This window comes from Massilia sp. DWR3-1-1, from assembly GCF_049898325.1.
In the GTDB taxonomy this organism is placed as follows: domain Bacteria; phylum Pseudomonadota; class Gammaproteobacteria; order Burkholderiales; family Burkholderiaceae_D; genus JAFCUW01.
Genome location: NZ_JAFCXL010000005.1, coordinates 160562 through 185287, shown reverse-complemented (window position 1 = coordinate 185287; position 24726 = coordinate 160562). Strand labels below are relative to the sequence as shown.

Annotated in this window: 18 protein-coding genes; 7 read left to right on the top strand and 11 right to left on the bottom strand. The window is 66.8% G+C overall.

Annotated features, from left to right (window positions below):
* Positions 1-51: 51 nt before the first annotated feature.
* Positions 52-1692 (bottom strand): FAD-dependent 5-carboxymethylaminomethyl-2-thiouridine(34) oxidoreductase MnmC, encoded by a 1641-nt coding sequence (gene mnmC, locus ACP7EY_RS07400; RefSeq protein WP_426191983.1) that lies wholly within the window; start codon positions 1690-1692, stop codon positions 52-54.
* 1 nt (position 1693) lies between these two features.
* Complete coding sequence (locus ACP7EY_RS07395; protein WP_426191981.1) at positions 1694-2251, bottom strand: DNA-3-methyladenine glycosylase I; 558 nt, start codon at positions 2249-2251, stop codon at positions 1694-1696.
* 45 nt (positions 2252-2296) lie between these two features.
* On the opposite strand from ACP7EY_RS07395, the gene ACP7EY_RS07390 reads away from it, so the two are divergent.
* Positions 2297-2899, top strand: coding sequence for an FMN-binding negative transcriptional regulator (locus ACP7EY_RS07390; protein ID WP_426191979.1), 603 nt, complete (start codon positions 2297-2299; stop codon positions 2897-2899).
* A gap of 10 nt (positions 2900-2909) precedes the next feature.
* On the opposite strand, the gene ACP7EY_RS07385 is transcribed toward ACP7EY_RS07390, so the two are convergent.
* A complete protein-coding gene (locus ACP7EY_RS07385) occupies positions 2910-5735 on the bottom strand; it encodes a diguanylate cyclase (protein ID WP_426192106.1) in 2826 nt (941 codons plus the stop codon).
* A gap of 164 nt (positions 5736-5899) precedes the next feature.
* Positions 5900-6919 (bottom strand): LacI family DNA-binding transcriptional regulator, encoded by a 1020-nt coding sequence (locus ACP7EY_RS07380; RefSeq protein ID WP_426191977.1) that lies wholly within the window; start codon positions 6917-6919, stop codon positions 5900-5902.
* Between the two features lie 371 nt (positions 6920-7290).
* On the opposite strand from ACP7EY_RS07380, the gene ACP7EY_RS07375 reads away from it, so the two are divergent.
* From ACP7EY_RS07375 to ACP7EY_RS07350, 6 genes are all read left to right on the top strand, one after another.
* Positions 7291-9708: a TonB-dependent receptor gene (locus ACP7EY_RS07375; RefSeq protein WP_426191975.1), complete on the top strand. Its 2418-nt coding sequence runs from the start codon at positions 7291-7293 to the stop codon at positions 9706-9708.
* 77 nt (positions 9709-9785) lie between these two features.
* Positions 9786-11120 (top strand): GH1 family beta-glucosidase, encoded by a 1335-nt coding sequence (locus tag ACP7EY_RS07370; protein ID WP_426191973.1) that lies wholly within the window; start codon positions 9786-9788, stop codon positions 11118-11120.
* A gap of 9 nt (positions 11121-11129) precedes the next feature.
* On the top strand, positions 11130-11621 hold the full coding sequence (locus tag ACP7EY_RS07365; protein WP_426191971.1) for a glucokinase: 492 nt from the start codon (positions 11130-11132) through the stop codon (positions 11619-11621).
* Entirely contained in the window at positions 11611-12933 is a 1323-nt protein-coding gene (locus tag ACP7EY_RS07360; RefSeq protein WP_426191969.1) for an MFS transporter, read from the top strand. Before ACP7EY_RS07365 ends, ACP7EY_RS07360 begins: the two co-directional genes overlap by 11 nt.
* Before the next feature lie 71 nt (positions 12934-13004).
* Entirely contained in the window at positions 13005-13550 is a 546-nt protein-coding gene (locus tag ACP7EY_RS07355; RefSeq protein WP_426191967.1) for a PadR family transcriptional regulator, read from the top strand.
* A complete protein-coding gene (locus ACP7EY_RS07350) occupies positions 13550-14794 on the top strand; it encodes an MFS transporter (RefSeq protein ID WP_426191965.1) in 1245 nt (414 codons plus the stop codon). Before ACP7EY_RS07355 ends, ACP7EY_RS07350 begins: the two co-directional genes overlap by 1 nt.
* Before the next feature lie 3 nt (positions 14795-14797).
* Here ACP7EY_RS07350 and ACP7EY_RS07345 read toward each other — a convergent pair whose 3' ends face one another.
* The 7 genes from ACP7EY_RS07345 to ACP7EY_RS07315 form a co-directional block, all read right to left on the bottom strand.
* Entirely contained in the window at positions 14798-15856 is a 1059-nt protein-coding gene (locus tag ACP7EY_RS07345; RefSeq protein WP_426191963.1) for an AI-2E family transporter, read from the bottom strand.
* A gap of 157 nt (positions 15857-16013) precedes the next feature.
* Positions 16014-17426 carry a M20/M25/M40 family metallo-hydrolase gene (locus ACP7EY_RS07340; RefSeq protein WP_426191961.1) on the bottom strand — a complete coding sequence of 471 codons (1413 nt, stop codon included), beginning with the start codon at positions 17424-17426 and terminating at the stop codon, positions 16014-16016.
* Between the two features lie 265 nt (positions 17427-17691).
* Positions 17692-18468 carry an enoyl-CoA hydratase gene (locus tag ACP7EY_RS07335; RefSeq protein WP_426191959.1) on the bottom strand — a complete coding sequence of 259 codons (777 nt, stop codon included), beginning with the start codon at positions 18466-18468 and terminating at the stop codon, positions 17692-17694.
* A gap of 101 nt (positions 18469-18569) precedes the next feature.
* Complete coding sequence (locus tag ACP7EY_RS07330; RefSeq protein WP_426191957.1) at positions 18570-19766, bottom strand: acetyl-CoA C-acyltransferase; 1197 nt, start codon at positions 19764-19766, stop codon at positions 18570-18572.
* Positions 19767-19788: 22 nt separating this feature from the next.
* A complete protein-coding gene (locus ACP7EY_RS07325) occupies positions 19789-22188 on the bottom strand; it encodes a 3-hydroxyacyl-CoA dehydrogenase/enoyl-CoA hydratase family protein (protein ID WP_426191955.1) in 2400 nt (799 codons plus the stop codon).
* Positions 22189-22212: 24 nt separating this feature from the next.
* Entirely contained in the window at positions 22213-24003 is a 1791-nt protein-coding gene (locus tag ACP7EY_RS07320; RefSeq protein ID WP_426191953.1) for an acyl-CoA dehydrogenase C-terminal domain-containing protein, read from the bottom strand.
* A 98-nt stretch (positions 24004-24101) separates the two neighbouring features.
* Positions 24102-24692 (bottom strand): TetR/AcrR family transcriptional regulator, encoded by a 591-nt coding sequence (locus ACP7EY_RS07315; protein ID WP_426191951.1) that lies wholly within the window; start codon positions 24690-24692, stop codon positions 24102-24104.
* Positions 24693-24726 lie beyond the last annotated feature (34 nt).

Below are 24726 nucleotides of genomic sequence, written 5' to 3'. Positions count from 1 at the left end.
AAATATTGCCGTGCGACAATTATACCTGTACCCGCCCCGCGCCCCCGTCGTTTAGCGCAGACCGGCCGGCCGGCTGCGGCGTGCGCGCAACAGGAAGCGGCCCGGATCGAGCGCGGCGACCAGTTCGCCTTCGAGCGGCAGCGGCTCGCCTTCGAGGCTGGCCGCCAGCAGCTCGGCCGCCAGCGGCGCCCAGGTCAGCCCGCGCGAGGCGTAGGCCAGTAAAGCATACACCCCTGGCTGGCGCGGCAGTTCGCGCAGGCGCTCGGTGCCGGCCGCATGGGCGCTCTCGGGCACCGCGCCCACCATCGGCAGGCGGTCCGGGGCGACGGCACGAAAGCCGACACGGCCCGCCAGCGGCGCCGCCGGCGCCACGCGCTCGTCGGCCAGCATGGAGCGCAGATTGGCCAGGTTCTGCTGCTGGCTCGACCAGCGCAGGGCGGGATCGGCGTCGTCGTCGTAGGTGGCGCCGGCGCAGTGCCAGCCGGCGCCGGCCGGGGTCAGGTAGGCTTCGCGGCACAGCACCAGGCCCAGGTCGGGGGCCGTGCCGGGCGCCAGGTGGGTGACCTGGCCGCGCACGCGCTCGAGCGGCAGGCTGGCGCTCTGGGCGAGCGCGCCGGCGCCGCTGGCGATGATCACGCTGGCCGCGCTGGCGACCAGGTGGCCGTCGGCACCGTGCGCCTGCCAGCCGGCGGCGCCGCCCCGCAGGCTGACCTCGCCCACGCCAAAGCGCGCATCGAGGCGATCGCCGCAGGCGGCCAGCATGGCGGCAACGGCGCTGCCCGGGCGGATCCAGCCGCCGCCGGCGAACAGCCAGGCGCCGTGCGGGGCGATGGCGCCAAAACGGTGGCCGGCGGCGGCGCCGTCGAACCAGGCGGCGTAGTCGGGCGGCAGCGCGCGGGCGGCGGCGATGGCGCGCTGCAGGGCGGCGTGGTCAGGGTCGCGCGCGGCCAGCAGCACGCCGCAGCGGGCGCCCTCGATGGCGGCGCCGACCCCGCCCAGCCGCTGCCAGTAGGCGCGCGCGAACAGGAAGGCCGCGCGCGACAGGCGCGAGGCCAGGTTGTCGTCCTTCGACAGCAGCGGCATGGTGATGCCGGCCAGGTTGCCCGACGCTTCCATCGCCGCCGCCGGGTGGCGTTCGAGCAGCGTCACCTGCCAGCCGCGCGCGCACAGGCGTTCGCAGGCGGCGGCGCCGGCCAGGCCGGCGCCGATCACGATGGCGCAGCGGGTGGGCGGCGGCGGCGGCGGCGCGATCGGCTTGCGGGTGGCAAAGCGCACCACACCGGCACCGTCGCGCAGCCAGCCGGTCGCTGCCAGCGCCTGCCAGGCAGCGGGGTCGAGCGCGGGCGCCTGCAGCACCGCGTCAAGGCTGAGCAGGCGCGCCAGCGGGCGCGCCAGTTCAGCGAGTGCGGCCTCGCCCAGTTCGACGGCGTCGATACGCGCCTGCAACTGGGCCAGCGCGGCCAGCGGCGCCGCGTGCAGCAGGTCGAGCGTGATGGCGGCATCGTCTTGCAGCATGCGCGCGAAGCCGGGCAAGGGGCCGCCGGCGACGGCGATGACGTGCAGGCGACGGGGCCGCGCCGGGTCGGCCTGCCAGTGGCCCACCCAGCGCCGAAACGCCGTCTCGCACCAGGCGCTGGCGAAGATGACGTAGCGGTCGCGCCCGCCCCAGTGGGGCCGCCAGTCGCTGCCCATGTCAGGCGCGCTTGAAGCAGGTCTGGTCGTGGTCGTCGACCATGCCGATACCTTGCATGTAGGCGTAGACGATGGTCGAGCCGACGAACTTGAAGCCCCGTTTGGCCAGGTCTTTCGACAGGCGGTCCGACAGGGGCGTGGTGGCCGGCCGCGCGCCGCTGGGCCAGTGGTTGACGATGGGTGCGCCATCGACATACGCCCACAGCCAGGCGTCGAGGGTCAGGCCTTCGTCGCGCAGGCGCAGGTAGGCCTGGGCGTTGGTGATGGCGGCGGCGACCTTCAGGCGGTTGCGCACGATGCCGGGATTGGCCAGCAGCGCGGCGACCTTGCTGGCGTCGTAGGCGGCAATGGCGACCGGGTCCCAGTCATCGAACGCGGCGCGGTAGGTGGCGCGCTTGTTGAGGATGGTCTCCCACGACAGGCCGGCCTGGGCGCCTTCCAGGTTGAGCATCTCGAACAAGGTGTTTTCGTCGTGACAGGGCACGCCCCACTCGGTGTCGTGGTAAGCGAGGTACCTGGGGTTGGCCATGTTGGCCCAGCTGCAGCGGATCGGGTTCATGGCAAGCAGTATAAAGGAGCGCGCGCCATGCGCTATCATTGACCGATGTATACGCCATCGCACTTCGACGAAACCCGGCCCGCCGTGCTGGCGGCCCTGATCGACGCCCATCCGCTGGGCGCCATCATCACCCACGGCGCCGCCGGCCTGGGCGCCGACCACATCCCGTTCGAATACGGCGCGCCGACACCGGCCGCGCCATGGGGCACCCTGCGCGCCCACGTGGCGCGCGCCAATCCCCTGTGGCGCCAGGACGGGCACGAGGTCATGGTGCTGTTCCAGGGCGCGCACGGCTACATTTCGCCGTCGCTGTACGAAGAAAAACCGCTCAGCGGCAAGGTGGTGCCGACCTGGAATTACGCCGTCGTCCACGGCCACGGCGTGCTGCGCGCGGTGGACGATCCGGCGTGGTTACTGGCGCTGCTGGAACGATTGACGGCGCGCCACGAAGGCGCCCGCGCAGCGCCGTGGGCACTGGCCGACGCCCCGCCCGCCTACATCGCCACGCTGGTGCGCGCCCTGGTCGGCATCGAGATCGTGCTCACCCGCCTGGACGGCAAGTGGAAGCTGAGCCAGAACCGTTCGCCGGCCGACCAGCTGGCGATCGCCGCCGAACTGCCGGCGCTGCAAGGCCAGCTGCCGGCTTGACGAGACAAGGCTATTCGGGGCCCTGGCGCCACAGCGCCGAGTCGACCAGCCGCGCCTCGCACGGCGCGGGCGCGGCGCTGCTGGCCACCAGCGCCACCTCGCCCGCCGCCAGCGCGCCCGGCAAATCCTGCATCAGGCAAGCGAACAGGCCCGCATGGCGGGTGCTGGCGGTGCTGTGCAGCGCGGCCCAGGCATTGCGACCCGCGTGCTTGGCCAGGTACAGCGCCTGGTCGGCCAGCTCCACCACTTCCGACCACGACAAGGCGCGCGGCGCCGCCGGCACGAAGGGGAAGCAGGCGAAGCCGATCGAGCAGGTCTTGCGAATGCGCACGCCGTCGGGCAGCAGGAAGGCGCGGTCGGCGACGGCGCGGCCGATCCGCTCGGCGACCCCGCTGGCCTCGTCGCGGCGGGTGGCGCGCGCCAGCACCAGGAATTCTTCGCCGCCCCAGCGCACCAGGTATTCGGACTCCCGGAACACTTCGCGCAAGCGCTCCTGCATCTGCACCAGCACGGCGTCGCCGGCGGCGTGGCCGTGGCGGTCGTTGACGTCCTTGAAGTGATCCAGGTCGACCATGAAAAACACCAGGTCGCGCCCGTCCGCGGCGGCGACCTGCGCGCCGCACTGGCGCGCCGCATCGTCGTAGCTGCGCAGCGACAGGCGCACGTCGGCGTCGACGTGCTGCAGGAAAAAGCGGCGGTTGCGCAGGCCCGTCAACTGGTCGGTGAGGCTCACTTCCTCGAGCGCCTGGTAGGCCTTTTCCAGCTCCAGGTTCTTATCGAGCAGCTCGGCCCGGGTGGCGGCCACCTGGCGGTAGGCGCTGGCATTGTCGAGTGCGATGGCGCCGTACGCGCACAGGGTGCGAAAAATCAGCCGCTCGCGTTCGCCGTAGGCCTGCGCATGGGCGCTCTGGACGGTCATCGCGCCGAGCACGCGCTCGCCCACCTGCAGGGGCGAAAACAGCACGCTGCGCGGCACGGCGGTACCGGGAATGAGCGCCGGCGCCGGCGTGCCGGCGTCGGACTCGATGACGATTTCACGGCGTTCGCGCACGCAGCGCGCCGACACCGCCTTGGGGTCGGACAGCGCCACCCGGGTGGCCGGCAGCACCTGGCCGGACTCGACCCCGAACGCGCAGCGCAAGGCGGCGCCGTCCGCTTCGATCAGGAACACGGCGAAGTGGGTGGCGTCGAGCAGGCCGTGGACGTGGCGGTCGAGCGCGCGAAACACGGCGTCGGCGTCGAGGTGGGCGGTGATCTCCTGGCCAATCGCCGACAGGTGCTCGAGGGTGGCGCTGATCTGCTGCTGCACTTCGGCGCGGCGCGCCTCGGCGGCGGCCAGCTGGCGGTGATGCTCGCCCTCGGTCTGCGCGCGCTCGGTCTGGAACTGCACCTGCATGGCGATGGCGCGGTTGGTCGCATCCTGGCTGTTGATCTGCTCGCGCGCGGCCACCGATTCGAGCGCCACCTCGTAGGCGCGCGCGTAGTCGCCCGCGCTGGCGTATTCGCGCGCCAGGGCGTCGAGGGTGGCGCCGGGGACCAGGTAGCCGTCGATGGTGGCGGCCAGTGCCTGCGCCTCGAGCAGGTAGTGCAAGGCGGGCGTGGCCACGCGCATCGACAGCGGCGCCGGCAACTGGTGGCGGGTGTGGATGTCGGCCAGCACTTTCAGGGCGGCGATTTCGCCGGAGGGGTCGCCGTGCGCGCGCGCCAGCGCCAGGGCGGCATCGGCGCGCGCGAGCGCCTCGAGTGGCCGCGCCAGGTGCGACAGGGCGTGCGCCTGGCCGCGCAGCGCGCCGCTTTCGAAATCGGCCTGGCCGAGCGCGGCGCCGCGCCGCTCGAGCCGTTCGAAGGTCTCGAGCGCGCTGGCGTAGTCGCCGCCGTCGAGGGCGACCTCGCCCAGGTACTCGAGCGCGACCGCGTAGGCGCGCGATTCGGCCAGCGGCGCCATCGTCGTGAGCGCTTCGTCTAGCAGCGCGCGGGCGGCGTCGCGCTGGCCCAGCTGGCGCAGCGTTTCGGCGGTCTGCATCAGGCCCAGGCCAATGCTGAAAGGCCAGCCGGTGGGGCGTGCCAGGTCGAGGCCGCGCTGCATCCAGTCGAGCGCCGCGTGGTGGGCGTTCAGGCTGGTGAAGGTGTTGCCGATATTGGTGGCCAGGTTGACCGCGCGGCGCACCTGGCCGGTGCTGATGGCCACTTCAAAAGCGGCGATCATCAGGCCGATGGCGCGGCCGAAATCGCTGGCCTGGAAGGCGGTGGTGCCGGCCAGGTCGTCGATCCAGCCGCGCGCGGCCGGATGCAGGCCGGCGGCATCGCGCGTAAAGCGGCCATCCCAGCGCAGCGCGGCCGCCTGCAGGTCGCGAAACACGTCCGACAGGGCGGCGCCGGCATCGCAGACGTCGCGCCGCACCGGGTCGAGCGCGGCGGCGGCGGCGGCGGCGGCAGCGGCGAAATGGCCGTCGCTGGTGCGGCTGTGGCCGCGGTCGATGTTGATCCAGGCCAGCAGCCAGTGGCAGTCGGCGCGGCAGGCGGCGGCCGCGTCGCCATCGCCGCCCATGCGCTCGAGGGCCTGGCCGGCCAGCTCGAGGGCCGCATGGAGCTGGCCGAACAACCAGCGGCATTCGGCGGCGACGAGCTGGCAGCGCGCCGCCGCCAGCTGGCGCGCCGGCGCGGGCAGGCTCTCGAGCAGGGGCGCCGCTTCCTGCGCCAGCGCCAGCGCGCGCGCAGGATCGCGCTGGCGCAGGTGCCAGTTCAGCTTCAACAACAGCGTGCAGCGGGCGGCGTCGGACTGCTGGCGCGCCAGCTCGGCGCTCCACAGCGCAATGTCCTCGTCCAGTGCGAACATCTCGATCAAGCCATTCCCCCGCCAGCACGTCCTGCGCGCCCCGGCGGCGCTGCCTCGCTGCATTATTTCACAGTTTGCGCGGCGTTCCCCGACCAAAGTAACCGTTTCACAATTATTCACCGTGCGTTACAACGCCGCCGTGGCGGGCGCCTGCTGCCAGGGGTTCAGCCGATCCGGCGCACCGATTCGCGCACCACCAGCGCCAGCGGCGGCACATCGACCGTGAACGGTTCGTGGGCGATCATGCTGAGGATGCCCTGCCCCAGGCAGCGCCCCACCTCGAACAGGGGCTGGCGCACGGTCGTCAGGGGCGGCGTGGTCGACGTCGAACTGTGCAAATCGTCGAAACCGACGATCGAGACGTCGTCGGGCACGCGGATATTGCGGCGGTACAGGCCCAGCCGGGCGCCGTAGGCCGACAGGTCATTGGCGGCAAAAATGGCGGTGAAGCGCTGGCCCGATTCGAGCAACTGCTCGATCGCCTGCAGGCCGCCCGACTCGTGGAAGTCGCCAGCGACGACCAGGCGCGCATCGCGCTTGATGTGGTGGCGTTTCAAGGTGTCCTGGTAGCCGGCCAGGCGGGCGCGGGCGTCTTCATGGTCATGCGGGCCGGCGATGAAGGCGATGTGGCGGTGTCCCTGCAGCACCAGGTACTCGACGGCGTCGCAGGCGGCGCGATAGTGGTCCTGGCAAAAGCCGAAGGCGCGCGGGGCATCGAGCTGGCGGCCGAACACCATGATCGGCACGCGCCGCGAAAAATCGAGGATCTGGGCGTCGGTCAGGCGCCCCGTCAGGATGACCAGGCCGTCGACCCGGCGCGCGATCAGCAGTTCGATGCGCTCGGCCTCCTCGTCGGCGTGCCAGTGGCCGGAGACGATCAGCGGCGCATAGCCGGTATTCTTGAGGGCGTCCTCGATGCCCGACATGGCATCCGTAAAATAGCCCGACACGAGCGACTGGGTCAGCACGCCAATGGTGCGCGAGCTGCCCGTTTTCAGGTTCTGCGCCAGCACGTTGGGCTTGAAATTGAGGCGCTCGATGACCTCTTCGATGGCGCGGCGCTTGTCGTCGGAGACCTTGGCGGTGCCGTTCAAAAAACGCGACACGGTGGCGGCCGACACCCCCGCTTCGCGGGCGACCATGTGCACGGTGGGGGGAAGCGTGGCGGCGGCGGCTGGTTTCATGAAGCGGGCAAGATCAAGGCGGTGAGGAAAGATTTTAACTGGGCAAGGTCGGCTTCACTATAGCATGCAATCGATTTCTGAAAGACGCGCGCGCGGACCCATTTTTCGCCGCCATCGGGTGCGCCGGCGACGGCGCCGCGCCGGCCCGGTCCATCATTGCAGCGCCCGCCAGGTCCCGTACTCGCTGCGCATGACAATCGACTTTCTGTCGTTTTATTTTCCCACCAGCGGCGAATTTTGTTTGACTTCGCGGCGATTCAAAAATATTATGAAATCGATTTCACGGATTATGAAATCGGTTTCATTCGGAAGCGACCGTAGTGTCGAGCCGATTGCGGCCCTGACAACATCAAACAATAATTGGAGACAGAATGAAACCTACCGCGCCGGGCGTTCGTGCGCCCTCGATGCATCGCCCCCACCGTCTTTCCCGCATCACCCCGATCGCCTTCGCCGTGCTGACCCTGGCGGCCAGTTGCGCCGTCCAGGCGCAAACCACGCCGGCGGCGCCCGTTGCCACCGTCGACGGCCCCATCGCCGAAGTGTTCGTCACCGCCACCAAGCGCTCGACCTCGCTGCAGCGCACCCCGGTGGCCATCACGGCCCTCAACGCCGCCGCCCTCGACGACGCCCACGTGCAAACCATCGCCGACGTGGTCAACCTGGTGCCCGGCTTCCAGGCCACCGGCCAGGGCGACCATGGCGTCATCACCATGACCTTGCGCGGGGTCGGCAACGACAGCGCCAAGACCGAATACGCCGATCCGGAAGTGGCCACCTTCATCGACGGCGTCTACTCGCCCCGTCCGGAAGGTGCCAGCGCCCTGCTGTTCGACCTCGACGCCATCGAAGTGCTGCGCGGCCCGCAAGGCACGCTGTGGGGCCGTAATTCCACCGTCGGCGCGGTCAACATGCAGACGGTCAAACCGGTGCTGGGCTCGAACTCGGGCAACGTTGAAGCGGGCGCCGGCAGCTACAGCCGACTGGGCGCGCGCGGCGCCGTCAACGTGCCGCTGGGCGAGACGGCCGCCCTGCGCATCGCCTTTGTCCACGAGCAGCACGATGGCTATGTCGACTACCAGCATCTGCCCATCAGCTCCGTGGCCAGCCAGCGCGCCGCCTTCATCGCCGGCGGCGGCAACCCCAGCGCCTTCCAGCCCATCAATCCGAACCTGTTCGTCACGGGCGGCCCCAAATACAGCGCCCAGGACCAGAGCGCCCTGCGCTTGTCGCTGCTGTGGCATCCGGTGCCGGCGATGACCTGGAATATCGCCTACGAAAAATTCGCCGACCGCGGCACGCCGTCGATGAACCTGCTGCAAACGCCGCGCGCCGGCACCAAGCTCTGGTCGACCCTGGCCGACGTCGCCCCCACCCTCGAGCGCGACACCAACTCGGTGCGCAGCCGCATCGACTACGTCCTTGCGCCCGACCTGAGCCTGAGCTACATCGCCGGCTGGTCGCGCTTTTCCGGCAACTCGACGTTCGACCAGGACGGCGGCACCCAGGTGCCGACCAGCTTCGCCACGGGCGCCACCTACCAGGCCAACAACACGGTGTCGTCGAACTACACCAACTACAGCCACGAAGTCGAATTGCAGTCGGTGGGCAAAAAAACGGTCGACTGGCTCGTCGGCCTGTACTACGCCAACGAGAAGAACGACATCCGCTTCGACATCCCCGTCTTCAACGGCACCCAGCAGGGCACGGTGGCCTGGCAGGGCTCGTTCATCCAGCCGAAGGAGACGGTCGCTTCGACGGCCGCCTTCGGCCAGGCCACCTGGAACGTCAGCGACAGCCTGCACCTGACCGGCGGCGCGCGCTATACCTCGGACAAGCGCACCAACGTGGGCGGCAACGGCTACACCTGGAACTACGATCCGACCGTGCCGCAGGTGCCGGTGAGCGGCTCGATCGATCCGCGCATTCCCGGCCAGGGCTACAGCCCCGGCGTGCCGTCCAACGATGGCGTCTATAAAGGCAACAAGGCGACCTGGCTGGCGCGCGTGGCCTATGAGCTCGATCCCCGCAATATGGTCTACGCCAGCGTTTCGACGGGCTACAAATCGGGCGGCCTGCAGGACGGCGGCCGGCCGTACGCGCCGGAGAAGCTGACCAACTATGAAATCGGCACCAAGCACAGCTTCCTCAATGGCGCCGTCAAGTGGAACAACGCCCTGTTCTACGAGAAGTTCAAGGACTTCCAGTTCAGCGCCCCCGTCACCAACCCGGACGGCTCGCACACGCTCGTCACCAACAACGCCGAAGGGGCCGACATCTACGGCTTCGAGTCCGAGCTGGCGGCCAAGCTGACGCCCAACGACCGCGTGCAGGTAACGCTGGCCTGGACCCGCGCCAAGCTGGGCCAGCTGATCGGCGGCAGCAACGACTACGCGCTGCCGGCCTGCTCGATCCCGGGCATCAGCACCTGCCTCGACGTGTCGGGCAACCGCATGCCGCACGCGCCGAGCCTGTCGATGCAGTTCCAGTACCAGCACGTGTTCAACCTGGCCGACGGCGCCCGCCTGACGCCGCGCATCTCGACCCACTACGAGACGGCCAGCTCGCTGTCGGTGTTCAATCTAGGTGAGGGCGATCGCCAGAAGGCCTACACCCGCAGCGACATCGGCCTGCGCTACGCCCGCTCGCGCTCGTGGTGGGTCGATGCGTTCGTGCGCAACGTAAGCGACAGCAAGGTCAAGACCAGCGCCATGAACGCCTTCGGCGCCTGGACCGCGCAATACCTGCCGCCGCGCACCGTTGGCATCAACACCGGCTTCGATTTCTAAACCGGTTCTCGCTTCTCCTGTTTGAACCGGCCGCCGCGCGCGGCAGCCGGTTTTTTTTTGATCCATCCGTAAAGCCCATGACAGAATCACTCAACTTCCCCGCCCGCTTTACCTGGGGCGTCGCCACCAGTGCCTTTCAGATCGAGGGCGCCGCGGCGGCCGACGGCAAGGGGCCGTCGATCTGGGACACGTTTTGCCGGCAGCCGGGCGCCATTCTCGACGCCAGTAACGGCGACATCGCCTGCGACCACTATCACCGCTTTGAAGAGGACGTCGCGCTGATCGCCTCGCTCGGCGTGCCCGCCTACCGCTTTTCGATGGCCTGGTCGCGCGTGCAGCCACTCGGCCACGGCGCCTGGAACGAAGCGGGCTTCGCCTTTTATGCGCGCCTGCTCGACGCGCTCGAGGCGCGCGGCATCGCCGCCCACCTGACCCTGTACCACTGGGACCTGCCGCAAGGCTTGCAGGACCAGGGCGGCTGGCTCAATCGCGACACCGCCTACCGCTTCGCCGATTACGCCGCCGAAGTGGCGCGCCGTTTTGGCAAGCGCCTGGCCACCATCGCCACCCACAACGAACCGTGGTGCACGGCCAACCTGGGCTACGGCAACGCCCAGTTCGCGCCCGGCGTGGCCGACGCCGGCGCCGCCATCCAGGTCTCGCACCACCTGCTGCTCTCGCACGGACTGGCGATGACGGCGATGCGCCAGCTCGACGTGACGGCCAAACTGGGCATCGTGCTCAATCAGTGGACCGCCGACGCGGCCACCGACTCGCCCGCCGACCTGGCGCTGGCCGAACTCGAATACGCGCGCTCGGTGCAATGGTTCATGGACCCCATCTTCAAGGGCCACTACCCGGCGCTGGCGCTGGCCGCGCACGGCGCCGCCGCCCCGCGCGTGGAAGCGGGCGACCTGGCGACGATCTGCCAGCGGCTCGATTTTCTGGGCGTGAACTATTATTTTCGCGCCTGGTGCAGCGCCGCCACGCCGCCCGTGCCGGCGCCGGCGGCGCTGGGCCACACCGACATGGGCTGGGAGATCTACCCGCGCGGCCTGACCGAACTGCTGCTCAAGCTGCGGGCCGAGTACGCGCTGCCACCCATCTACATCACCGAAAACGGCATGGCCAGCGCCGACAGCGTGCACGATGGCGCGGTCGATGATGGCGCCCGCATCGAATTTGTCGCCACCCACCTGGCCGCGCTGATGGCGGCGATGGACCAGGGCGTCGACGTGGCCGGCTATTTTCTGTGGAGCCTGCTCGACAACTTCGAGTGGAATTCCGGCTATGCCAAGCGGTTCGGCATCGTCCATGTCGATTACGATACCCAGCAGCGCACCCCCAAGGCCAGCGCCAGGTGGTACCGCGACCTGGTGGCACGCCAGCGCGCCGTCACCGTCACCACCTGAGGACACCGCATGTCTGCTGCATATTTTGATGGCCCGCGCCTGCTGGCCGACATCGGCGCCGCCCGCGCCCGCTTTGCGCTGGAGACGGCGCCCGGCTGCATCGGCGACGTCGCCACCCTGCCGTGCGCGCACTACCGGCTGTTTGAAGACGCCGCCGCCGATTACCTGGCCAGCGTGGCGCAGCGCGAGCGCGGCCGCATTCACCACGCCGTCATCGCCATCGCCATTGACGGCGCCGGCCGGGCGGACGCGCCGGCGAGCGCGCGCCACCGCTGGGAGCATTCAATCGCCGCCGCGCGCGTCAAGCTTGAACTGGACACGCTGCTGGTGGTGAGCGATTTTTTCGCGGCGCCGGACCCCGCCGGCGCCGGCAGCGGCGCCAGCGCGACCGGCCTGACCTGGCTGGTGGCGGCGCCGATTAGCGCCCTGCACGGCGCGGCGGCCATGCTGGCGGCGGCGCTGGCGCCGCGCCACACTGCCGGGAGCGGCCATGTCCACTAAAGCGCGCTCGCCCCTGCTGTGGGTCCCCAGCGGCTATTTCACCATGGCCCTGGGCTACGTCATGCTCACCAGCGTGACGGCCATCATGTTCAAGAACCTGGGCATGGACAACGGCCGCGCCGCCCAGTACTCGAGCATGCTGATCCTGGCCTACACCATCAAGCCCCTGTTCGCGCCCTTCGTCGAGATGTACCGGACCAAGAAATTTTTCGTGCTGGTCGCCCAGGTATTGATCGGCCTGGGCTTTGCCGGCGTGGCGCTGGCGATGGCGCTGCCCGCCTACATGGCAGTACTGATGCCCCTGTTCTGGCTGATGTCCTTCATCGGCGCCACCCAGGACATCGCCAGCGATGGCGTCTACGTCACCTCGCTCGACCAGCGCACCCAGTCGCTGTACTGCGGCATCCAGAGCCTGTCGTGGAATATCGGCCCCATCGTCGCCTCGGGCGGGCTGGTCTACCTGAGCGGCTACCTGCACGTGCACGTGTTCGGCCACGACGCCAGCCGGTTTGGCCCCGACTGGATCGACGCCTGGCGCGTGGTGTTCGCCATCGTCGCCGTATTGAGCATCGTGATGGCGGCCTGGCACTGGAAGGTGATGCCGGCCGGCGCACGCGCCCCCAGCACGCCGGCCAGCGCGAGCGAGGCCGGGCGCATCCTGCGCGATTCGTTTATCACGTTTTTTCAGAAGCCCCAGGTGTGGCGCATGATCGCCTTTGCGTTCCTGTTCCGGCTCAGTATCGGCTTCCTGGAGAAAATCGGCCCCTTCTTCATGGTCGACAGCGCCGCCCAAGGGGGGCTGGGGCTGTCGAACGAGTTGCTGGGGCTGATCTACGGCACCTACGGCCTGGCAGCGGTGCTGGCCGGCTCGCTGCTGGGCGGCTGGTACGTGGCGCGGCGCGGCCTGCGCGCCACCCTGTTCGTGCTGTGCTGCGCGGTCAACATCCCGAACGTCACCTTTTTGCTGATGAGCATCTGGCGGCCGCAGGACCTGTTCCTGATCGGCGCCGGCGTCGTCATCGAAAAATTCTTCTTCGGCTTCGGCTCGGTCGGCTTCATGATTTACCTCATGCAGCAACTGGCGCCCGGCAAGTACATGACCACCCATTACGCCTTCGGCACTGGCCTGATGGGCCTGTGCGGCCTGGTCACCGGCGTCATCAGCGGCCACCTCGAACAGCGCCTCGGGTATGTCGGCTATTTCGGCTTCGTCATGGCCGCCACCATTCCCTCCTTCCTGGCCTGCTGGTACGCCCCGTTTCATATTGCCGAAGAAAAGGCTGCGCCAATGGCCGCTCCCGTCGACGCCTGAAAAAACCGCTTGCAATCGCCCGTAAACAAGTTAAGATATATCTCACTACGATATATCTTAAGGAGTTTTACATGGTTCCCCCATTCCACCACCACCATCACCACCACGGTTTTCACAGCGCCCCTCCGCACCACGGCCCCCACCACGGGCACGGGCGCGGTCCGGGCCGCGGTCCCAAGATGTTCGACGCTGGCGCCATGCGGTTTGTCGTGCTGCACCTGATCGCCGAAAAGCCCCGCCATGGCTACGAGCTGATCAAGGAAATCGAGGCGCTGGCCGGGGGCGGCTACGCCCCCAGCCCGGGCGCCATCTACCCGCTGCTGGCGATGCTGCTCGACCTGGGCCACATCGACAGTGCGCCGGACGGCAACAAGAAACTGCACGGTATCACCGACGAGGGCCGCGCCTTCCTGGCAGAAAATCGCCAGCTCGTCGACGCCGTGCTGGCACGCCTGAACACGCCGGGCGAAGGGCGCGACGATGTGCGCGCCATGCTGCACGCGCTCAAGCAGGCGGTGATCGAAAACTACCGGGCCGGGCCGGACGACGCCGAACGGCGCGCGCAGATCAAGGCCATCTTGCAGCAGGCCACCGACGCCATCGGCAAGATCGTTTGATGCAGGCCACTGTCCTCGCCCCCCGTCGCGAGCGCATGCTGCTGTGGCTGCTCGCGCTGACGCAGTTTACCGTCATCATGGATTTCATGGTCATGATGCCCCTGTCGCCCCAGCTGATGCGCGCCTTCCAGGTGGGCCCGGGCGACATTTCCGGGGCGGTGTCCGCGTATGCCTGGTGCGCCGGCCTGTCCGGCCTGCTGGCGGCCACCTACATCGACCGTTTTTCGCGCAAGCGCCTGATGTTGACGATGTTCTGCCTGTTCACCGTGTCGAACCTGGCCTGCGCGCTGGCGCCCACCTTTAACGTGCTGCTGCTTTCTCGCGCGTTTGCCGGCCTGACCGGCGGCGTGCTCTCGTCGATCACCATGGCCATCATCGCCGACGTGATTCCGCCCCAGCGCCGCGGCGCCGCCACCGGCATCGTCATGAGCTCGTTCGGCATGGCGGCCGTGGCCGGGGTGCCGGCAGGCATCGTGCTGGGCGCGCACTACAACTGGGCAGCGCCGTTCTTCCTGCTCGTCGCCATGTCGGTGCTGATCTGGTGCGCGACGGCGCTGGTGTTGCCGCAACTCGATGGCCACCTCGCCCAGGGCGTGCGACCGCTGCGCGATATCGTGCCGGACCTGCTGGGCCTGTTCAAGGTGCGGCGCCAGCGCGATGCCTTCCTGCTATCGGGGATCAACATGCTGGGCTCGATGATGATCATCCCTTTTATTGCCCCTGCGCTGGTGGGCAACCTGGGCGTGCAGCCCGTCGAGATGGGCTGGGTGTACCTGGGCGGCGGCGCCGCCGCGCTGCTCAGTGCGCGCTGGCTGGGACGGCTGGCCGACCGCTTCGGCGCCCTGTTCATGTTCCGCGTCGCCGTCGCCTGGTCGATCGTGCCGGCGCTGCTGCTGACCCACCTGGTGCCCCTGCCGATGGCGCTGATCGTGCTGTGCTTCGTGCTGTTCATGACGGCCATGTCGGCACGCAATATCCCCATGCAGGCGATGCTCACGACAATTCCCGCGCCCGCGCAACGGGGCGCTTTTCTGAGCGTCAATTCGGCCATCCAGCAACTGGGCACGGGACTGGGCGCCTGGATCGGCGGGCAGTTCCTCAGCACCGACAGCGCCGGCCACATCACCGGTTACGGCGTCAACGGCTTTGTCGCCGCGGGGCTTGCCGTGTTCGCGTCGTTCTGGGTGTTGCGGCTGCGGCCGGCGCATATCTCCCCTGCGAAGGCCGTCGTGCCGCTCACGTAAGCCTTACTCCTCGTGAAACTCCTCGGCCGTCACGAACAGGTCCCAGCAGGCGATGAACAGGGCGGCCACCACGGGGCCGATGACGAAGCCGTTCAGGCCGAACAGCGCCATCCCGCCCACCGTCGAGAGCAGCACCACGTAATCGGGCATCTTGGTGTCCTTGCCCACCAGCAGGGGGCGCAGCAGGTTGTCGACCAGGCCGATCACCACCACGCCGAACACGGTCAGCGAGACGCCCTGCCAGATGGCGCCCGTGGCCAGGAAGTACACGGCGACGGGCGCCCACACGATGGCCGCACCGACCGCCGGCAGCAGCGACAGGAAGGCCATCAGGGTGCCCCACAGCACTGCCCCCTCCACCCCGAGAAACCAGAAGGCCAGGCCGCCCAGCGCGCCCTGGGCGATGGCGACGAGCACATTGCCCTTGACGGTGGCGCGGATCACGGTGGTGAAATTGGTGAACAGGCGCTGCTTGTATTTGCGGCTGAGCGGCACGGCACCCTTGATGCGGCCGGCCAGCGAGTAGCCGTCGCGGATCAGGAAATACACGAGGTAGAGCATGATGAACAGGCTGACCAGGAAGTCGAAGGTGTAGCCGCCCACGTAGATCGCTTGCCGGGCCACCACCTGACTCACCTGAGACGCGGCGGCCGTGATTTTTTGCTCGATGGTGACCAGCGAGGTGAGCTCAAAGCGCTCGAGCAGGCCGATCACCCATTGCGGCAACACTTCCATGATGCGCTTGAAAAATATCCCCACGCTCAATTCGCCCGATTTGACCATCTCGACCACCCCGGCGGCCTGGTTCACCAGCGAGACGGCCACCAGCGACAGCGGCAGGATGACGATAACGATGATCAGAAACAGGGTGGTGAGGGCCGACAGGTTGGATCGTTGCCCGGTTTTTTTCAACAGCCAGCGGTTCACGGGTGCGAACAGGATGGCCAGCACCACGCCCCAGAAGACGGCGCCCGCGAACGGCGCCAGTACCCAGAAAAAGCCGATGGTGACGAGCACCAGCAGGGCAAGGAAAGTTTTTTGGTGCAGAGTGTATTGGTGCATGGGCGCGCGCGAAGAGTGGTCGTTGTCGCATCATAAACGATGACGGCGGCGAATTAGCGTACGCACGGGCGAGCGCGCCTGGCCGCGTGCGCTCGCCTCGCCCATGGGCGCCATCCGGTCTTTGCCGCGCGCGGCGCGATGACTTGTTCGAACGACGCTATCTGGCCACGGCACGGGTCAGTTCATCGAGGAATTGCTGTCCTTCGTACAATGACTTCACGCTGAGCCTCTCGTTGAGGCCGTGGATGCCGCTGCCATTGGCCTCTTTGCGCAGGCCGCTCACGCCATACGTCCAGATCCCGGCCCCATTGAGGAAGCGTCCGTCGGTCGCGCCTACCGCCATGGTCGGGATCACCGGCACGCCTGGCCACATCTTCTCGCTGAGGGCCTGCATCGTACTGATCAGTTCAGGATTGAGCGGCGGCGCCGGCGCTACTGCGGGCGTGCCCATGGGCGTGACCGCGATGTTCGCATCGGCCAGCACCCGCACCAGGGTTTGGCGTACGTCCTCGGGTTGCTCACCAGGCAGGATGCGGCAGTTGACGACTGCCTGTGCGCGCTGCGGCAGGGCATTGGTCGCGTGGCCGGCATTGACCATGGTGGTCACGCAGGTGGTGCGTACGCTGGCATTGTAAAAGGCATTGACCTGCGCCAGCCGCACCAGGGCCTGCGCGTCCGGCACGGGCGTGAGGATGGCCTTCATGTCGGCGCCGATCGGTCCGCCCACGGCATCGGCGCTGCGTTCGAAATAACTGCGCGCGGTGGGCGTCAGCTTGAAGGGGAAACTGAACTTGCCCAGGCGCGACAAGCCCTCGGCCAGGCGGTAGATCGCGTTGTCCGGCACCGGCAGCGAGCTGTGGCCCCCGTTGTTGCGCACTTCCAGCGCATAGCTCTGGAAGATTTTCTCGCCTGCCTGGATGCCGTGGCTGATCAGCTTGCCGTCCGGCGTCTGCGCGAGGGAGCCGCCCTCGGCGAAGCCCAGTTCCGCGTCGATCAGGGGACGGTGATGCTTGAGCAGATAGTCGACGCCGTCAAATTCGGAAGGGATGGTCTCCTCGTCGCAGGTCAGCGCCAGGATCAGGTCGCGCGCCGGTGTCCAGCCGCTGCGCTTGTAGGTCATCATGTTCGACACGAAGATCGCGCCCTGGGCCTTGTTGTCGAACGCCCCGCGGGCATAGAAATAGCCGTCTTCCTCGATCAGCTTGAACGGATCGCGCGTCCAGTCCTCGCGCTTGGCTTCGATCACATCGAGGTGGGCCAGCAGCAGCAGCGGCCGTTTCGCGCCGCTGCCCTTGAGGCGGGCCACCAGCATGCCCTTGTTCGGCCCGCCCGGCGGCACGATCAGTTGCATGTCGGCGTCGGCAAAACCGCCCGCCTTCAGCCGTGCGGCCATGGCCCGGGCGGCCACGGTGCAGCTGCCGGCGGAGTTGGTGGTGTTGATCTCAAGAAGTTCCTGGTAGACCGCGCGCAATTGCTGCTGCTCAGGGGTCAGGGACTGGGCAAGGGCCTGCTCGCCGTGCAGGGCAGACAGGGTCAGCAGGACAGCGGCGACGCGGGCGAACGAGGACATGATGCTCCTGAATGAAGAGAGGAAACATGCATGATAGGCCGAATAAGGCAGGGAAATAGCAAAATAATATGACTTTTCCGAAAACGTCCATGTCGCCATGCGGGCAGCTTGCGGCAACGAGAATACGCGGTCCGATGGTCGGCAGGCGAAATTTTGCAAGCGCTTGCTCAGAACGGACACGGCAGGCATGTGGACATCAACATTCACACTACCCGCCGCGCTTTCAAGCTGAGGCACAGTGCCTGTGCAATCGGCGCCCGGGCGCTCAGGCAAACTTCGAAAAATCCGGCTTTCTTTTTTCGAAGAACGCCGTGAATGCTTCTTTCGCTTCGGGCGCGCGCAGCATGGCGCTGAACAGTTCGATTTCGGCGCCAATCGCCGTCTCGATGCCGGCCTGCTTGGGCTGCTTCATCAGGGCCTTGGTGGCGCGCACCGAGGCGGCCGGCAGGGCGACCAGCTTGGCCGCCTGGCGCAGCGCGTACGGTTGCAGTTCGTCCAGCGGCAGCACTTTGGACAGCATGCCCATCTCGAACGCTTCCTGGGCGCTGAAGGACTCGCCCAGCAACAGCTTTTCGGCCGCGCGCGGGTAGCCGGCGACGGCCGGGAACAGCACCGACGAGGCAAACTCCGGGCACAGGCCCAGCTGCACGAAAGGCATGCAGAACTTGGCGTTGTCGGCCGCGTACACCATGTCGCAGTGGAGCAGCATGGTGGTGCCGATGCCGATGGCGGCGCCGGAGACGGCGGCGATGACGGGTTTCGACGAGCCCGCCAGTGCGCGCATGAACTGGTAGACGGGACGCGCAGCGTCCGCCGTGCCGCCGACGGGGGCGTTCTTGAGGAAGTCTTCCAGGTCGTTGCCGGCCGTGAAAATTTCCGGCCGGCCGAAAAAGACGATGGCGCGCACGGCGTTGTCGGTGTCGGCGTCGACCAGGGCGTCGGCCATGGTCTGGTACATGGCGCCGGTGATGGCGTTCTTGCGTTCCGGGCGATTGAAGGCGATGGTCAAGATGCCGTCGGCCTTGCTGGTCAAGATATCCATGGTGCTCCTGTGATTTATTGTTGTGATTGCCAATGAAAAACGGGGCCAGGCCTGTGTCAGGACTGGCCCCGGCCTTGCGGGCTCATGCAGTTACTGCGCGATCAGACCCGTTCGAAGATACCGGCGGCGCCCATGCCGGTGCCGACGCACATCGTCACCATGCCGTACTTGAGGTTATTCCGGCGCAGCGCATGCACGACGGTGGCGGCGCGGATGGCGCCGGTGGCGCCCAGCGGATGGCCCAGCGCGATCGCGCCGCCCATCGGGTTGACCTTCGACGGATCGAGCCCCAGGTCGCCGATCACGGCCAGCGCCTGGGCGGCGAAGGCTTCGTTCAGTTCGATCCAGTCGAGCTGGTCCTGGGTGATGCCGGCGGCGGCGCAGGCGGCGGGAATGGCGAACTTCGGACCAATGCCCATGATTTCCGGCGGCACGCCCTTGACGGCGAAGGACGAGAATTTCGCCAGCGGGGTCAGGTTGTGCTCGCGCAGGATTTTTTCCGACACCAGGATCAGGGCGCCGGCGCCATCGGACATCTGCGAGCTGTTGGCGGCGGTGACGCTGCCCTTGGCGGCGAACACGGGCTTGAGTCGGCCCAGCGATTCGAGGGTCGAATCGGCGCGCGCGCCTTCGTCCGTGTCGACCGTGCGGCTGACGATGTCGACCTGGCCGGTGGCCAGGTTGGGCGTGCGCGTGATGATCTCGACGGGCGTGGTTTCATCCCTGAAGAAGCCGGCCTGCTGGGCGGCGATGGCGCGGCGGTGCGATTCGACGGCGAACGCGTCCTGCGCTTCGCGCGAGACTTTCCACTGGCTGGCGACTTTTTCCGCCGTCAGGCCCATGCCGTAGGCCATGCCGATGTTCTCGTCGCTGAACATATTCATGTTCATCGATGGGTGGTGGCCCATCATCGGCACCATCGACATCGACTCGACGCCGCCGGCGATCATGACGTCGGCTTCACCGACGCGGATGCGGTCGGCCGCCATGGCGATGGCGGTGATGCCCGACGCGCAGTAACGGTTGACGGTGACGCCGCCGACGGTTTTCGGCAGGCCGGCCAGCAGCACGGCCATGCGGGCGATGTTAAAACCCTGCTCCGCTTCCGGGAACGAGCAGCCGATGATGGCATCGGTGATCAGGGCCGGGTCGAGGCCGGGCGCCTGGGCCATCGCGCTTTGCAGCACGCGCACCAGCAGGTCGTCCGGGCGGGTGGTCTTGAACATGCCGCGTGGCGCCTTGCCGATCGGGGTACGGGTGGCGGCGACGATGTAGGCGTCTTGAAGTTGTTTAGTCATTTTCTTCTCTCTGTTCTGAAGATCAGTTACGTACCGGCTTGCCGGTCTGCATCATGCCCATGATCCGTTCCTGCGATTTCGGGTGATTGAGCAGCTCGAGGAATGCCTTGCACTCCATGTCCAGCAGCCACTGCTCGCTGACCACGCTGCCCTGGTCGACGTCGCCACCGGTGACGATGGTGGCGATCATTTCGCCCAGCTTGAAATCGTGGGCGGAGATGAAGCCGCCGTCGCGCATGTTCACCAGCTGGGCCTTGATGGTGGCCAGGCCATAACGGCCCGTCACGGTGATCGGCTTTTGCAGCGGTGGACGGTAGCCGGCGTCGAACATGGCGCGCGCTTCGACTTTCGCCACGTGCAGCAGTTCATACGCGTTGAAGACAATCACGTCGTCTTCCTTCAGGTAGCCCATCGCCTTCGCTTCGAGCGCCGACTTCGACACATTGGCCATGGCCGCATTGGTGAAGCCGGTTTTCAGGAAGTGCAGGATGTCGCTGCCCTTCGCGTCGTTCGAGGCGCGCGCCGCCGCTTCTTTCAGGCCACCGCCGGCCGGGATCAGGCCGACGCCCACTTCCACCAGGCCGATGTAGGACTCGATCGAGGCGACCCGCTTGGACGCATGCAGCGCCATTTCGCAGCCGCCGCCCAGTGCCAGGCCAGCCACCGCGGCCACCACTGGCACGTTCGAGTATTTCATGGCCATGAAAGCGTTTTGCAGGCCCTTGATGCCCGGCTCCATCGCCTTGGCGCCGCCCTGCATGAACAGTGGCAGGGCCGATTGCAGATCGGCGCCGGCGGAGAAGGCGCCGCCTTCGGCCGCGTCGGTATTCCAGATGACCAGGCCCTTGAAGTTCTTGGCCGCTTCTTCCTGCGCCATTTTCAGGCCGTTGATGACGCCTTCGCCGATGACGTGCATCTTGGTCTTGAGCGAGATGACCAGCACCTCGTCCTGCATGTGCCAGATGCGCACGGACTCGTCTTCGAAGAAGGTGACGCCGGCGGTCTTGCCGTCGATGGCGCCCGAACCGAGCACCGGTGCGCGGAAGGCCTGGCGGTCGTACACGGCCAGTTCCGAGCGTGGCACGAAGGCGTCTTTCGACACCGAGTAGGAGCCGGCGGCCGTATGCACGCCGCCTGCCTCTGCCACGGCGCCGCTGGTGACCCATGCCGGCAAAGGCGTGTTGGTCAGCGCTTTGCCTTCGGCGATGTCTTCGCTGATCCAGCTGGCGATCTGCTGCCAGCCCGCTGCCTGCCACGTTTCGAACGGGCCGACATTCCAGCCGAAGCCCCAGCGCATCGCAAAATCGATGTCGCGGGCGTTGTCGGCGATCGACGCGGCGTGCACGGCGATGTAGTGGAAGGCGTCGCGGAAGATCGCCCACAGGAACTGCGCCTGCGGATTGGTCGACTCGCGCAGGGCCTTGAATTTCTTGACCGGGTCCTTTTCTTTCAGGATGCGGCCGACGATATCGGCCGCCTTGCCGCCGCCGGCGACGTAGGTGCCGGTGGCGAAGTCAAGCCGCTGAATGTCCTTGCCGACCTTCTTGTAGAAGCCCGCGCCGGCCTTCTGGCCCAGCGCGCCACCGGCGACCAGCTTGGCCAGCACGTCAGGGGTCTTGTAGATGGCGAAGAAGGGATCGTCCTGCAGGTTGTCCTGCATGGTCTTGATCACATGGCCCATGGTGTCGAGACCGACGACATCGGCGGTGCGGAAGGTGCCCGACTTGGCGCGACCGAGCTTGGCGCCGGTCAGGTCGTCGACGACATCGACCGACAGGCCGAATTTTTCCGCTTCATGGATGGTGGCGAGCATGCCGAAGATACCGACCCGGTTGGCGATGAAGTTCGGGGTGTCCTTGGCGCGCACGACGCCCTTGCCCAGGGTCGTCGTCAGGAAGCCTTCAAGCTGGTCGACGATGGCCGGCGAGGTCGACGCGGTCGGGATGATCTCGACCAGGTGCATGTAGCGCGGCGGGTTAAAGAAGTGCACGCCGCAAAAGCGCGCCTTGAGCGCTGCGTCGAAACCGTCGGCCAGCGCGGTGATCGACAGGCCCGAGGTGTTCGAGGCAAAGATGGCGTTCGGCGCGATGTGCGGGGCGACCTTGGCGTACAGGTCGTGTTTCCAGTCCATCCGCTCGGCGATCGCTTCGATGATCAGGTCGCAGCCGGCCAGCAGTTCGAGGTTGTCCTCGTAGTTGGCGACCTGGATCAGGGCGGCGTCGTCCTTGTTACCGAGCGGCGCAGGGCTGAGTTTTTTCAGGTTTTCGATGGCGCGCAGGACGATGCCGTTCTTCGGGCCTTCCTTGGCCGGCAGGTCGAACAGCACGACCGGCACTTTTGCGTTGATACAGTGCGCGGCGATCTGCGCGCCCATCACACCGGCGCCGAGTACGGCGACTTTTTTGACGATGAAGTTGCTCATGAATGTCTCTCTTTTTTATCAGGCTTAGAACAAATCGGCGTCGAGCGCCAGCAGGTTGGCGGCGCCCGAACGGGCCTGGCGAATCAGCATGGCCGTCTCGGGGTAGAGGCGGGCAAAGTAGAAGCGCGTGGTGGCCAGCTTGGCCTTGTAGAAGGTGTCGCCGCCGTCTTCCTTGCTCAGCGCGATCTTCGCCATCTGGGCAAAGAAGTAGCTGTAGACCAGGTGACCGACCACGCGCAGGTAAGGCACGCAGGCGGCGCCCACTTCGTCCGGATTCTGGAAGGCCTTCATGCCGATTTCCATGGTCAGCTTGGTGACCTTGTCGCCCAGGTCGCCCAGCGGGGTGACGAACTCGGACATCGCTTCGTCGGTGCCGTTTTCTTCGACGAAGGCCTTGATTTTTTCGCCGAACTTGCGCAGCTTGGCGCCGTTGTCCATCAGGATTTTACGGCCCAGCAGGTCGAGCGACTGGATCGTGTTGGTGCCTTCGTAAATCATGTTGATGCGGGCGTCGCGCACGTACTGCTCCATGCCCCATTCGGCGATGTAGCCGTGGCCGCCGTAGACCTGCATCGCTTCCGAGGTGGCGATCCAGCCGTTGTCGGTGATGAAGGCCTTGATGATCGGCGTAAGCAGCGCCACTTCGTCGGCCGCTTCCTTGCGCACGTCGGCGTCAGGGTGGTGCAGTTCGCGGTCGATCTGAAGCGCGACGTACGACGAGAAGGCGCGCGCGCCTTCGGCGTAGGCCTTGGCGGTGAGCAGCATGCGACGCACGTCGGGGTGCACGATGATGGGATCGGCTGGCTTGTCGGGCGCTTTCGGGCCGGACAGCGAGCGCATCTGGATGCGGTCGCGCGCATACACCAGCGCGTTCTGGTAGGCCACTTCGGTCAGGCCCAGCGACTGCATGCCCACGCCCAGGCGGGCCGCGTTCATGAACACGAACATGGCGTTGAGACCCTTGTTCGGCTCGCCGATGATCCAGCCGCGCGCCGCATCGAGGTTCATCTGGCAGGTCGAGTTACCGTGGATGCCCATCTTTTCTTCGATGGCGCCGCAGGTGATCGGGTTGCGCGCGCCGACCGTGCCGTCTTCGTTCGGCAGGAATTTCGGCACCACGAACAGCGAGATCCCTTTCGAGCCTTCCGGTGCGCCAGGCACGCGGGCCAGCACCAGGTGAATGATGTTTTCGGCCATGTCGTGTTCGCCGGCCGAGATGAAGATTTTCGAGCCCGTGATCAGCCACGAACCGTCGTCCTGCGGCAGCGCTTTCGAGCGCAGCATGCCCAGGTCGGTGCCGCAATGGGCTTCGGTCAGGCACATGGTGCCGGTCCACTGGCCCGACACCAGTTTGGGCAGGTACAGTTTTTTCTGCTCGTCGGTGCCGTGTTCTTTCAGGCACTCGTAGGCGCCGTGCGACAGGCCCGGGTACATGGTCCAGGCCTGGTTCGACGAATTGAGCATCTCGTAGAAGGAATTATTGAGCACAACGGGCAGGCCCTGGCCGCCGTATTCCGGGTCGCACGCGAGCGCAGCCCAGCCGCCGTCGACGTACTTCTGGTACGCCTCTTTAAAACCCTTCGGGGTGGTGACGGACTTGGTGGCCACATCGTAGTGGCAGCCTTCGCGGTCGCCCGAGTGGTTCAGCGGGAACAGCACTTCCTGGGTAAATTTGGCGCCCTCTTCCAGCACCTGGTTGATGATGTCGGCATCGACATCTTCAAACTTGGGAATGGCCTTGAGTTCTTCGGTGACGTTGAACATTTCGTGCAACAAGAACTGCATGTCCCTGAGTGGCGCGACGTATTGACCCATGGTGTTTCTCCTGACGAGGTGGAATGTGACGAATGACGAATAAATAAAGAATAAAGGTAAAGCGGTGCTGCGGTGCTAGTAAAGCGACGACCTGCGACTCAAGGGTGACGGTAATTCTCGATCAGCCGGTCGAAGCCGACGCGGCAGCGGTCGACGCTGCCCGGCATGCGCAGGAAGCGGGCGTCGTGGTGCAGGGCCAGGATCAGGCCGTACATTTCATACACCAGCTGGCCCGCATCGGTGTCCGCTTTCAGGTCGCCGCTGCTGATCGACTGTTCGGCGCAGCGCCGCAAGGCGCCCTGCCAGGCCCGCACCATCGCCACCAGCTCTTCGCGGATGGGACCCTGGCGGTCGTCGTACTCAACGGCGCCACTGATATAGATGCAGCCCGAGGCGATTTCCACGCTGACGCGCTTGACCCAGCGGGCAAACATCGAGCGCAGGCGCGGCAAGCCCCGCGCTTCCTGCACGCTGGGAAAGAACACTTCCTGCTCGAACCGCGCGTGATACAGCTTTAACACTTCGATCTGCAGATCTTCGCGCGAGCCGAAGTGGGCGAACACGCCCGACTTGCTCATGTTCATCTTATCCGCGAGCAGGCCGATGGTCAGACCCTCGAGCCCCTCCCGGCTGGCCAGGTCGAGCGCCACGTCGAGGATGGCGGCCCGGGTCAACTCGCCCTTGCGCATGAATTTGACTGAAGTGTTAATAAGTTACCTACGA

Bases quoted from the DNA above. Each gene is read 5' to 3' on its own strand.
- mnmC (WP_426191983.1), bottom strand. From the start codon at position 1,692: ATGGGCAGCGACTGGCGGCCCCACTGGGGCGGGCGCGACCGCTACGTC.
- ACP7EY_RS07395 (WP_426191981.1), bottom strand. From the start codon at position 2,251: ATGAACCCGATCCGCTGCAGCTGGGCCAACATGGCCAACCCCAGGTAC.
- ACP7EY_RS07390 (WP_426191979.1), top strand. From the start codon at position 2,297: ATGTATACGCCATCGCACTTCGACGAAACCCGGCCCGCCGTGCTGGCG.
- ACP7EY_RS07385 (WP_426192106.1), bottom strand. From the start codon at position 5,735: ATGTTCGCACTGGACGAGGACATTGCGCTGTGGAGCGCCGAGCTGGCG.
- ACP7EY_RS07380 (WP_426191977.1), bottom strand. From the start codon at position 6,919: ATGAAACCAGCCGCCGCCGCCACGCTTCCCCCCACCGTGCACATGGTC.
- ACP7EY_RS07375 (WP_426191975.1), top strand. From the start codon at position 7,291: ATGAAACCTACCGCGCCGGGCGTTCGTGCGCCCTCGATGCATCGCCCC.
- ACP7EY_RS07370 (WP_426191973.1), top strand. From the start codon at position 9,786: ATGACAGAATCACTCAACTTCCCCGCCCGCTTTACCTGGGGCGTCGCC.
- ACP7EY_RS07365 (WP_426191971.1), top strand. From the start codon at position 11,130: ATGTCTGCTGCATATTTTGATGGCCCGCGCCTGCTGGCCGACATCGGC.
- ACP7EY_RS07360 (WP_426191969.1), top strand. From the start codon at position 11,611: ATGTCCACTAAAGCGCGCTCGCCCCTGCTGTGGGTCCCCAGCGGCTAT.
- ACP7EY_RS07355 (WP_426191967.1), top strand. From the start codon at position 13,005: ATGGTTCCCCCATTCCACCACCACCATCACCACCACGGTTTTCACAGC.
- ACP7EY_RS07350 (WP_426191965.1), top strand. From the start codon at position 13,550: ATGCAGGCCACTGTCCTCGCCCCCCGTCGCGAGCGCATGCTGCTGTGG.
- ACP7EY_RS07345 (WP_426191963.1), bottom strand. From the start codon at position 15,856: ATGCACCAATACACTCTGCACCAAAAAACTTTCCTTGCCCTGCTGGTG.
- ACP7EY_RS07340 (WP_426191961.1), bottom strand. From the start codon at position 17,426: ATGTCCTCGTTCGCCCGCGTCGCCGCTGTCCTGCTGACCCTGTCTGCC.
- ACP7EY_RS07335 (WP_426191959.1), bottom strand. From the start codon at position 18,468: ATGGATATCTTGACCAGCAAGGCCGACGGCATCTTGACCATCGCCTTC.
- ACP7EY_RS07330 (WP_426191957.1), bottom strand. From the start codon at position 19,766: ATGACTAAACAACTTCAAGACGCCTACATCGTCGCCGCCACCCGTACC.
- ACP7EY_RS07325 (WP_426191955.1), bottom strand. From the start codon at position 22,188: ATGAGCAACTTCATCGTCAAAAAAGTCGCCGTACTCGGCGCCGGTGTG.
- ACP7EY_RS07320 (WP_426191953.1), bottom strand. From the start codon at position 24,003: ATGGGTCAATACGTCGCGCCACTCAGGGACATGCAGTTCTTGTTGCAC.
- ACP7EY_RS07315 (WP_426191951.1), bottom strand. From the start codon at position 24,692: ATGCGCAAGGGCGAGTTGACCCGGGCCGCCATCCTCGACGTGGCGCTC.